We start from the raw sequence: 10,824 nt of genomic DNA, 5'->3' as shown, positions 1-10,824 counted from the left end.
GCTCTGTCTAAAAAGTCGACGCGCCAACAGCGATCGATGCAGGCCAGAGTGACCATCGCCTTGAAGCTGCTGGCCAGCTTGTCGAATCGGGTGCAGAGCCGACGTTTTTCCTTGAGCCAGCCGAACAGGCGTTCGATCGCATTACGCTGGCGGTACGTCGGTTGATCGAAGAGCCGAGGTAAGCCAGGGCGGGGCTTACGACGCATCTTGCGTCGGGCAATGACGGGTTGAATACCGACACGGTCTGTTACCTGCCATGCCAATTTTTCCATTTGACCAATTTTGGTCCGCAGCCCACTCCACAAAGTCGTAGCCGTCTTCCCCCAATTGTGTACCCCAATACACTAGGTTACCTTCAGACTTATAAGCTCCTCTGGAGTCAGGTTGGAGGACGACGTATCCGCGGTTTACCCAGAAGGCCGGATCGATACCCTCAAACTTATTTAGCTCCGAAAGGCGGCCCAACGCTACGCCGGACCGTTCGGGAAAGTCGTCGACCGACTCGCTACCGACCTCTTTTCAATACGGGCTCCATGAGACAATTGCAGGATAGTTACCGCTATGAACTGGCCAGAACACGTCGGTGAAGATAGTTATGCCATCGCTTAGTATAACCGGCACGTTGCGATCAAGGTAAATATCACAGAGCAATGGCATGGCACCGTCACGCCGTATTTCGCCTTTTCTAAGCAAAACGGTTTCCTACGCGAATCCGAAGTAGCGCGCCCGTGGCGCCTATAGTGGCAATGGTCGTCTATGCCATACCGCATACTTATCATCGCCTCTAACTTTCATAGGCACTTGCCGGATAAAGACGCCTTTTTCTTCGCGCATAGGTACTCCTTTATGGACGAGTCAATATTCCTATTGCACCTGAATATCATAGGATTAGCTTTCACCTCAAAACATAGAACACTCGACAAAGTGGCAACTGTACAAATAAAAGTAGCCAAAGATCGAGCAAGTGCGGGTAAAATAATCGTGCCGTTTTTTTGTCTGGCTAACCTTTTCATTTAAAAAATATGAGCTACAGGGCAAAACTATTATCAACAGCCATGCTAGTAGCCAAATGGTATCTTCATCCAGGATAGAACCTAGACAAAGTCAGCGTTCCTGGTTTTAAGTATGCAATTTTTTCTACTTTACGTTATGTAAAGCCGTGCCAGCATCGAGGTAACGAATGAAGTGCACGGCATGTCCAGAGTGATTGTCCGACTACGACAGTACGTATGCTTCAAATCCTAAATTCCGGTTTCTTACTAGCTGCGGCGCGAACCATTTTGTGCAGTTTCCTGCAATTTGGTCAGAGCGGTAATCCCATTCAAGATAATGCACCTAATAAGTCCGATTACTCAATAATCCCTGCGAGTATGAATATGGATAGAGATAACGCGCCGTCCGCCAACGCAACAGCGGCAGAGTCGACCCTGAAATAAGGCGATCCAGGCCGGCATTCAACGAATCCAAGACGCCAATACGAGATCGCCCAGCCGTCGTAATCGGTTGAAGTGCGCTAGACCTTCGATAAATCCTGCGCTAAGAAAAACGAATGTCAGTTCACGTGTTGGATCGACCCACCACATCGTAGACCCTCCGCCTACTGCGTAATAGGTCTGGGGCGATGCGGTAAATCCCGCACCATTGATGAAATGCCCGTCACCGCGGACATATCCACCTAGTAAGGTGAAATTTGCGGGGTATTCTGGCAGCCCATGCGCCTCTCGATAGAAATCCCACGCCCCGTTCCCCATATTCCCGGTATGGTTTTGCGTTGCGTAGGAAAGCAGTGCCGGCGAAATGAACTGTTTCCCTGACTCATTTGCGTATGGCCGCAAGGCTTCGGCGAAACGAAAGATATCATCGACAGTGCTAAATGCTCCGCCGGCGGGGTGCTCACTGCTTTCGTCAAGATATTGGTTGAGCAGCTTTGCCGTCTGACTAGTTGTTTTGTTGCTATTGCGCTTCGTGAAAGCGACTGGTACTCGACGGGGTTCATCAGGTGCTAGGCCATAGGATGTATTGTGCATCCCCAGCGGTTCGAATAAGTCTTCGTGTGCAATATCGGCGAAACGGCGTTTGAGTGGATCTGTGACAACTAGCAACTGTCCAAGCATTGCGTAACCGGCAAATGGGTTATACACCACCCGTTCACCAGGAATATTTGCAGCAGGCAATGCCGACACTGCCGCGACGTTCTTCGCCAGGTTTCCAAGTTCGCTCGGCAGGAGTGGTTGCGGTGGAGCAAAATTGGCATAGGTGCCTGCTGTATGGGTAAGCAGATGTCGCACTGTAACGCGCTGTTTTCCGCCAGCTGCGAATTCCGGGATAAAATCGGCGATGCGCGTGTCCAGTGAGTAGCGACCGTGATCGATGGCTCGCAGTGTCAAGGCGGCCGTAAATGACTTTGATAGCGACATCATCAAATAGAGGTCATCTACCTTAGCTTTGCGGTCAGGAGCTACCGTGCCGAACGTCCTGCGGTGTTGAACCACGCCTTTGTGCGCGACAATGATGGAGGCGCCAAAATTTTGGCCGTTGTCAATGTCGTCCTGAATGCTCGTATCTAATCGAGATAAGGCGTTTTCATCTAATGTAGATGGATGTGGATAGGCATCTGTGTTCATGAGACCTCCAAGCAGGAATTTTGACGTGCCTCCCTATAGACCCTTCAAGGATAGTTTAAATTCGATTTAAATTGCAAATTTTTCCGTCTTCGTCTTGGCTCGTCAGCGCCTTCGAGCGATAATTCGTCTATCTTGCCTATCTAGGAGCTGGAATGACTGCTTCGCGTCGTATCCCGAGGGGGGACGGAGACCTGACACGCGGTAGAATTCTAGAAGCCGCTGGGCAGCTTTTCGCTCATGCCGGGTACGCTGAAACCTCTAGCAAAGCCGTTGCGGCCCTTGCCCAGGTCGACGTTGCCGCTATCAATTATCACTTTGGGGGCCGCGCTGGCCTTTACCAAGCTGTGTTGCTCGAAGGACATCGGCGTCTTATCAGTATTGATGACTTACAGCAGATCGATGCAGGGCAAGACTCTGCAGAGGAAAAGCTCGGTCGCCTCATTGACCATTTAGTAGAACGCATCTATTTGGAGCGCGGCTGGCCAATACGGGTATGCGCTCGCGAAATGCTTTCTCCAACCGTTCATTCGGATGTATTGATAAACGACGGTGTTATGCCCAAGGCGGAAATAATTTGCGGCCTCGTTGCTGCTATTATCGGCCTACCAAAAGGTGACCCTGTGGTTACGCGCTGCATGGTCAATGTTATGGCGCCATGTTTAATGCTGCTCGTCGGGGGCGAGGCTGCGCCTCCACCGGTTATAAGCATACTTGCTATGCCCTCGCATACGCTTTCCGACCACTTGAAAGGTTTTGCGATCGCTGGTTTAAGGGGTATCAAATACTCACTGATTGCTGATAAAAGTTATAGCGACTAGAAAGTCGCTCGTAGAAAATGAGGGCGTTTTACATTGCTATTTAAAATTTTATTTAAGGCAAGGGGGAGTAATTAAATAATTTATCTTTGGTAAAAGTATTTCATGCCAGATCGGCAGGCGCACTATGTGTATATGTTATGTCAGCTGGATAAATACGACAGTACTGCCTTAGGCATCTCAATGCATAAGCATAAAGTTTCTCGCATGCTTGTCGTGATGAGCGCTAACGTAATGGTTGTTTGTGAGTCATTCTCTCGCTCAGCTACCCTTTATTTCGATATTTAGAACGGACAATAGATGCGGAGTTGGGGTCCAAGTATACTTTGCTGTGCTTTGGGGATTTACAGGTCTAATTCAGAACCGGCCCCGGTATCGGGAATGAATGCTGGATATTGTAGGAACTGTCGGCCAGTAACCTATGGCAGCATTTTTGATGAAGGGCGAACTAATCGATAATCAGGAAGTGGCGCTACGGCAACGACGTTGAATGGATGTGCTACGAGACTCAGTGGCATTCAGGAATATCCAGCTGTAGCGGTAGTAGTTCGTGCCCAGGTTGCTCCTTTTCGATATGTGCTGATACGAGAGAATCAATAGCCCTGCGCGCTAGCTTCTCCATGGGGTGAGACACTATGGCATGAACTAACCCTTGTGCTAATGCGCCGCGGGTGATTGTGGTGAGGTCATGGCATACCACAAAGGGTAGTTTGATTGACTTTTCTTTTAGTTCCTCTAAAGCTCGAACAACGCCTTCAATACCACCGCCTGCGACATAGAGACCTGCAAGTTCAGGGTAGGAACTAAGTAAGTCTATGGTGTTCCCGTATGCGTAGCGATCGTCCTCCAACGTTAAACGTGACCCCAAAATCTCCCAGTCTCCAGCAATATCCGCAAAATAGGTTCTGAAGCTGAGTTCGCATAGTTCTTGACACTGGAATCTTTGGCTACCGACCATAACCGCTACCGGCCCGGGCTTGCATGCGAGATGGGTTATAAACCAGCCGGCCACGCGCCCCATCCGACGATTGTCTACCCCCAGATAACCAGCTCCTGCCCTAGTTGCTAGTTCGGAAATCATTGCAAGCACTGGCATGCCGTTTAAGCGCAGGTCATATACTGCCTCACGTACGGCCACATGATCGACCGCCACTACGCCAAGTGCGTCGACTTCGCCGCGTTGCGCTTCGATGCGCCGGGCTACGGCCAGCGGATCCAGCTCATCTAGATAGCCGATCATCACCCGTACCCGGGCATGCGCGGTTGCCGCGGCCGCTTCGGCTAATGCCTGAGCGAGTTCCTGATAAAAGGCCACGCCACTTCTCTGAAGAAGGAAACCGAGACGGATTGTCGGTCGCTCATGCCGAAGCCTTTGTTCGATGACCCCATGTGCACGAAAACCGAGCTTTGTGGCAGCGTTTGCGATTCGCTGTGCGGTATCTGCTCGTACTCCAGCGCGAAGATTAAGTACTCGGTCAACCGTTGACAAACTTACTCCGGCCTCTCGGGCTATGTCGACCATAGTAGGGCGACGTACATTTCCGGAATCTGACATCAAATGACACGCTCCTAGTCTGATGGTGAGGGGTTTTGACAGGTTTGCGTGAAGCACTATAGCAGCGTCAACAGGAATGCCCTAGCATCCGGAGCACGCCCACTAGGGCATTAAAACAACAATAATGGAGCTTTCCATGGCTATTCATATCTCGACTGCCCCCTGCTGCTGGGGGGTCGATGACGTCAGGAATCCCTTCTTGCCGCCCTGGCGCCAGGTGCTCCGCGAGGCCGGTCAGGCTGGTTACCGCGGCATCGAACTTGGGCCCTATGGTTACCTGCCGCTGGATGCCGCCGAGGTAGGCCAGGCGTTGAGCGACAATGGCCTGCAGGTGGTGGCCGGCACCATCTTCGACGACCTGGTCGATCCGGCGAATCTACCCTCGCTGCTGACCCAGACCCACAATATCTGTGCCCTGCTCAAGCAGTTGCCGGCGATGGACCCGGAAGCCGGACAGCGTTTCCCGCTCCCCTACCTGGTGGTGATCGACTGGGGCCATGACGAGCGTGACTACGCTGCCGGCCATTCCGATCGCGCGCCCCGCTTGGAAGATGCAGCCTGGAACACCATGATGGATCACATTATTGCCATCGCGACCTTGGCCTGGCAGGAGTACGGCGTGCGTGCGGTGATCCATCCCCATGCCGGTGGCTATATCGAATTCGCCGATGAATTGGCGCGGTTGGTGGACGACATCCCGCACGAGATCGCCGGCCTCTGCCTGGATACCGGGCATCTCTACTACGCCGGCATGGACCCCGCCACCACCTTGCGACAGTACGAGGCGCGCCTGGATTACCTGCACTTCAAGGACATCGATCAAGCGGTGTTCGATCGGGTGCTGAACGAACGTATCCGCTTCTTCGAGGCCTGTGCCCAGGGTGTGATGTGTCCGCTCGGCAGGGGTGTCATCGACTATCCCGCGCTGCGGACCCTGATCCAGGAACTGGGGTATCAGGGCTATATCACCGTGGAACAGGAGCGCGACCCGCGCAACGCCAACGGCAGCCTGGACGATGTGGCCGAGAGTCGCGCCTATCTCACCCGTGCCGGTTTCCAATAAGGAACAATAAGATGATCAACGGCAGCAAACGTATCGCCCGTCCCCTGCGTTGGGCCATGGTCGGTGGCGGCAGCAACAGCCAGATCGGCTACATCCATCGCTCCGCCGCCCTGCGTGACCAGAACTTCACCCTGGTTGCGGGCGCCTTCGATATAGATCCGGCTCGCGGCCAGGCCTTCGGCGAAACCCTGGGCGTGGCGCCGGAGCGCTGTTATGCGGACTACGGGAGTCTCATCGCCGGGGAAGCCGGGCGCGAGGATGGCGTCCAGGCGATCTCCGTGGCGACTCCCAACGGCACCCATTTCGCGATCACCAAGGCCGCCCTGGAGGCCGGCTTGCACGTGGTCTGCGAGAAGCCGCTGTGCTTCACCCTGGCGGAAGCCGAAACCCTGCGCGAGATCGCCCAGGCACATAACCGTATCGTCGGCGTGACCTATGGCTATGCCGGCCATCAGCTCATCGAGCAGGCGCGGGAGATGATCGCCGCGGGTCAGCTCGGTGAGATCCGCATGGTGCACCTGCAATTCGCCCATGGCTTCCACAGTGCGCCGGTGGAGGCGCAGAGCGAGGCCACCAAGTGGCGGGTGGATCCGCGGCTGGCCGGCCCGAGCTATGTGTTGGGCGACGTCGGCACCCATCCGCTGTACATCGCCGAGACCCTGCTACCGGAGCTCAAGATCAAGCGGCTGCAGTGCAACCGGCAGAGCTTCGTCAAGAGCCGCGCGCCCTTGGAGGACAACGCCTACACCCTGATGGAGTACGAGGGTGGCGCCATGGGCTGGGTCTGGTCCAGTGCGGTCAATGCCGGCTCCATGCACGGCCAGAAGGTGCGGGTGATCGGCTCCCTGGCCAGTCTCGAGTGGTGGGACGAACGGCCCAACCAGCTCAGCTTCGAGGTCCAGGGGCAGCCGGCGCAGGTGCTCGAGCGCGGCATGGGCTATCTGCACGCCAACGCGCTGCTGGACGACCGCATCGGCGCCGGTCATCCCGAGGGGCTGTTCGAGGCCTGGTCCAATCTCTACTACCGCTTTGCGCTCGCGATGGATGCCGCGGACCGCGGCGATACGGCGGCGCTGGCTGGGCTGCGCTATCCGGACATCCATGCCGGGGTCGAGGGCGTGCGCTGGGTGGAGCGCTGCGTGGAGTCCGCCGATCGCGGTGGGGTCTGGATCGATTATTGATGCCCAGGACCGGCTCCACGCGGGAGCCGGTCCGGCGAATGGAACCTCAGGGGAAAGCACCATGAAAATAGCCATAGATCCCTACATGTACCGCAACCTGAGCCTGGCGGAGACCTGCCGGCACGTGGCGGAGTCGGGCTTCGAGTACCTCGAACTGTCGCCACGGGAAGACTTCCTGCCCTGGTGGAAGCGTCCGCGCGCGCACCGGGAGCGCATCGCCGAGTTCAAGCAGGCGCTCAAGGACCATGGCCTGCAACTGGCCTCGCTACTACCCATGTACCGCTGGGCGAGTCCTCATGAAGACGAGCGGCAGGCCGCCGTGGGTTACTGGAAGGAAGCCATCCAGGTGGCCGTGGAGATGGGCTGCGACACCATGAACTCCGAATTCGGCCGCGGTCCTTCGCCCGAGCGGGGCCATCGGATCAGTTGCTGCGGTGGCAGCCACAGCCACGAATCCAGCGAGGCGGCCTGGTGGCGCTCCATGGAGGAACTGGTGCCGATCTTCGAGCGCGAGGGCATCACCCTGAACATGGAGCCGCATCCCGAGGACTGGTGCGAGACGCTGCACCCGGCCATCGACATGCTCAAGAGCCTCGGCTCGAATAACGTCAGGTTCCTCTACTGTGCGCCCCATACCTTCTATTTCGGCGACGACATGGCGCAGATGATCCAGGACGCCGGCTCGCTGATCGGCCACGTCCATATCGCCGACACCTGGAACCACAAGGCCTCTTCCGGGCTGCGCTATATCGTCAATCCGCCCGGTGCCCAGGTCACCGTGCACCAGCACATGAACCTGTATCAGGGCGAGATCGATTGGGACCTGTTCTTCGCCTCCCTGGCGAAGGTGGGATTCGACGGCATCGTCACCTCCTGCGTGTTCGGCTGGGAAGAGAAGGCCGACGAGTCCGGTCGCTTCATGCGTCAGGAGATCCAGAAGTACGTGGACCGCCACTGGCCGCGCTGACGTCTTGCGCTGCCACTTAAAAGCCCGGCCTGCAGGTAGCAGGCCGGGCTTTTTGCGTGCCGGGGTGTCAGCCTTGCTGCTGGAAATGGCGCTCCAACGATTCCAGCGAATGCCCGCGGGTTTCCGGCAGGTAACGATGGACGAACAGCAGGGCTACGACGCCCAGGACGAAGAAGATGAAGAAGGTGGTGGCGATGCTGAACCAGGCCACCAGCTGTAGGAAAAAGAAGCCGACCAGGAAATTCACCAGCCAGAGCATGCAGCCGGACATGCCCAGGGCGAAGCCGCGGATGCGCATGGGGAAGATCTCCGAGAGCATCAGCCAGGTCACCGGCGAAATGGCCGCTTGCTGGAACGCCAGGAAGGCCACGGTCAGCGACAGGATGGTGAAGCCGCGGGTCAGCCCGGGCGGCAGCAGCAGGGACAGCACGCCGATGAGCAGCAGCGAGGCGGTGGTGCCGAGCAGGCCGATCAGCAGCATGGGGCGGCGGTTAACGCGGCCGAGCAGCCAGATGCCGAACAGGGCGGCGACCACCGAGATGGCGCCGTTGGCGATGTTGGCGATCAAGGCGCCCTGGGTGTCGAAGCCCGATTCGGTGAGGATCTGGGTACCGTAGTACATGATGGAGTTGACGCCGGTGATCTGCTGGACTGCCGCCAGGCCCAAGCCGAGCAGGAACACGCGGCGGATCCAGGGCGTCTTCAGATCTTGCCAGCCACCGGCTTGCTGCTTGGCGTCCGCCTCGGCCTGCTGACGGACTTCCGCGGCCTCGGCTTCCACCTGATGTTCTTCGCGGACCTGGCGGAGGATGCGCAACATCTCGCCGAAGCGGCCCTTGGCGGCCAGCCAGCGCGGCGATTCGGGCATCACTAGCATGCCGATCCAGAGCACCACCGCCGGCAGGGTGGCGACCACCAGCATCCAGCGCCAGGTGTGGTCGCCCTGGTAGAAATGCGCGATCGCCGCGTTGCTGGTAAAGGCCAGCAACTGGCCGGTGACCACCATGAAGTCCTGCCGGGTGACCAACTGGCCGCGGAGCTGCTTGGGTGACATCTCCGCCAGGTAGACGGGCACGGTGATCGAGGCGCCGCCGACCGCCAGGCCGAGTACCAGGCGGGCCGCGATCATGACCTCGGTCGATTGCGCGAAGGTGCAGCCCAGGGTGCCGAGGATGAAGATCACCGAGAGCAGCAGGATGACGCGTCTCCGGCCGTGTCGGTCGGCGATCTTGCCGCACACCAGCGACCCTATGGCCGCGCCGAAGACCAGCGCGGAGACCACCAGGCTCTCGGTGAGCGGCGTGAGCTGGAAATCCCGGTTGAGATAGGGCAGCGCGCCGTTGATGACCCCAGTGTCATAGCCGAATAGCAGGCCACCAAAGGTGGCGAGGGTGGTGATGATCTGCAGCTTGCGCCGGCTCTCGCCGCGGCTGGCGGCAGTGGGCGCCGCGTAGAGGGCGGATGCTTTGCTGGTATCCATGGCCAACCCCTTGTTTTGTCATTGTCGTGATAAGGCGGATGGCATGACTGTACCTTTTGTGAAATTTATTTGGAATTAAATTTCCATTTTAATATTTTTGGACTTCAGTATTCGTTCAGCCTGGGCCCTGGCCGGTCCAGACGTTCATTCCTCGTCGTCCTGGGCGAGCTGGATATCGTCCATCTTCAGTTCCAGACGATAGGCCAGCGCCAGGAACAACGCCTGGCACAGGCACAGGGTCGCGGTCAGCGAGCGGAAGGCGAAGGCACTGCCTTCGCTGACCAGCAGCAGGCCGTCGGCGCGCTTGGCCAGGGGCGACAGGGTGCTGTCGGTGATGATCAGCGTCTTCGCCTTGTGGTGCTGGGCGATGCGCGCGCATTGCTGGCTTTCCTTGCCGTAGGGACTAAAGCTGATGGCGATCAGCAGGTCGCCCTGGGCGATGCTGCGCATCTGCTCGCGATAGCCGCCACCCAGGCCGGTGATGAGGTGGATGCGCTTCTTGGTGTGCTGCAGGTTGTAGACAAGGTAGTCGGCCACCGCGAAAGAGCGGCGCACCCCCACCACATAGATGTTCTCGGCATTCACCAGCAGCTCGATGGCCTGGTCGAAGGCCGCGTCGTCGAATTCCTCGCCCAGCCGGTCTATGCCGGAGCGCGTGGCGTTGATGCATTCCCGCGCCAGATCGCTGCCGCTTTCGTTCTTGCTCTTGTTGGCGATCAGGGTGCGGATGCGCTGTTGGTAGTTCTGTACCGGCGTGGTCTTGTGGGTATAGGCCTCGCGAAACAGCGCCTGCATCTCGCTGAAGCCCTTGAAGCCGAATCGCTGGCAGAAGCGCACGATGGCCGAGGGATGCACCTCGCACTGGCTGGCGATATCGCTGATGCGGTCGACCATCACCCGGTCGCTCTGCTGGCTGACATAGACCGCCACGCGTTTGAGCTGGCGCGGCAGGCTCTCGTAGTCGTTGGCGATGGCGGCCAGCAGGGCTTCGACGCTGGTGGGTGGTTCGGCGTGGGGGCCGCCAATAGGCAGGTCGTCAGGCAATGTCTCGGCGGACATGGGGGAGCTCTCTTATCGGTACTGTCGGCACGGTAACCCATTCGCCGGATGGAGTCGAAGCGCCGAACACCCGAGCACGG

At 57.7% G+C, this 10,824-nt stretch carries 9 protein-coding genes and 1 pseudogene; 4 read left to right on the top strand and 6 right to left on the bottom strand.

Annotation, left to right across the window (positions count from 1 at the left end):
* The 3 genes and pseudogenes from ACUCV0_RS23090 to ACUCV0_RS23080 all read right to left on the bottom strand — a co-directional run.
* A pseudogene (locus ACUCV0_RS23090) lies at positions 1-254 on the bottom strand (transposase); the annotation flags it as partial.
* Positions 196-465 (bottom strand): CocE/NonD family hydrolase, encoded by a 270-nt coding sequence (locus ACUCV0_RS23085; protein ID WP_158893897.1) that lies wholly within the window; start codon positions 463-465, stop codon positions 196-198. The gene ACUCV0_RS23085 and the pseudogene ACUCV0_RS23090, both read right to left, overlap by 59 nt.
* Before the next feature lie 989 nt (positions 466-1,454).
* Entirely contained in the window at positions 1,455-2,624 is a 1,170-nt protein-coding gene (locus tag ACUCV0_RS23080) for a serine hydrolase domain-containing protein (protein WP_158893895.1), read from the bottom strand.
* A 152-nt stretch (positions 2,625-2,776) separates the two neighbouring features.
* Between ACUCV0_RS23080 and ACUCV0_RS23075 the strand changes: the two genes are divergently transcribed.
* Positions 2,777-3,442 (top strand): TetR/AcrR family transcriptional regulator, encoded by a 666-nt coding sequence (locus ACUCV0_RS23075; RefSeq protein WP_158893893.1) that lies wholly within the window; start codon positions 2,777-2,779, stop codon positions 3,440-3,442.
* 505 nt (positions 3,443-3,947) lie between these two features.
* Here the strand turns inward: ACUCV0_RS23075 and ACUCV0_RS23070 are convergent.
* Positions 3,948-4,961, bottom strand: coding sequence for a LacI family DNA-binding transcriptional regulator (locus tag ACUCV0_RS23070; protein ID WP_158893891.1), 1,014 nt, complete (start codon positions 4,959-4,961; stop codon positions 3,948-3,950).
* A gap of 169 nt (positions 4,962-5,130) precedes the next feature.
* Here ACUCV0_RS23070 and ACUCV0_RS23065 point away from each other — a divergent pair, with 169 nt between their 5' ends.
* The 3 genes from ACUCV0_RS23065 to ACUCV0_RS23055 all read left to right on the top strand — a co-directional run bounded on the left by ACUCV0_RS23065 (position 5,131) and on the right by ACUCV0_RS23055 (position 8,205).
* The gene (locus ACUCV0_RS23065) at positions 5,131-6,057 is read left to right on the top strand and encodes a sugar phosphate isomerase/epimerase family protein (protein ID WP_158893889.1); all 927 of its coding nucleotides are present in this window, start codon (positions 5,131-5,133) and stop codon (positions 6,055-6,057) included.
* A gap of 11 nt (positions 6,058-6,068) precedes the next feature.
* Positions 6,069-7,238: a Gfo/Idh/MocA family protein gene (locus ACUCV0_RS23060; protein ID WP_158893887.1), complete on the top strand. Its 1,170-nt coding sequence runs from the start codon at positions 6,069-6,071 to the stop codon at positions 7,236-7,238.
* A gap of 61 nt (positions 7,239-7,299) precedes the next feature.
* A complete protein-coding gene (locus tag ACUCV0_RS23055; RefSeq protein ID WP_158893885.1) occupies positions 7,300-8,205 on the top strand; it encodes a sugar phosphate isomerase/epimerase family protein in 906 nt (301 codons plus the stop codon).
* A gap of 67 nt (positions 8,206-8,272) precedes the next feature.
* On the opposite strand, the gene ACUCV0_RS23050 is transcribed toward ACUCV0_RS23055, so the two are convergent.
* Both ACUCV0_RS23050 and ACUCV0_RS23045 read right to left on the bottom strand, forming a co-directional pair.
* A complete protein-coding gene (locus tag ACUCV0_RS23050; protein ID WP_158893883.1) occupies positions 8,273-9,685 on the bottom strand; it encodes a sugar porter family MFS transporter in 1,413 nt (470 codons plus the stop codon).
* A 144-nt stretch (positions 9,686-9,829) separates the two neighbouring features.
* The gene (locus tag ACUCV0_RS23045) at positions 9,830-10,744 is read right to left on the bottom strand and encodes a MurR/RpiR family transcriptional regulator (RefSeq protein ID WP_158893881.1); all 915 of its coding nucleotides are present in this window, start codon (positions 10,742-10,744) and stop codon (positions 9,830-9,832) included.
* Positions 10,745-10,824 lie beyond the last annotated feature (80 nt).

Source organism: Pseudomonas sp. VMV1 (assembly GCF_056790235.1).
Note: the sequence above shows the minus strand (reverse complement) of the source record. Positions and strands in the feature narration are given on the sequence as shown.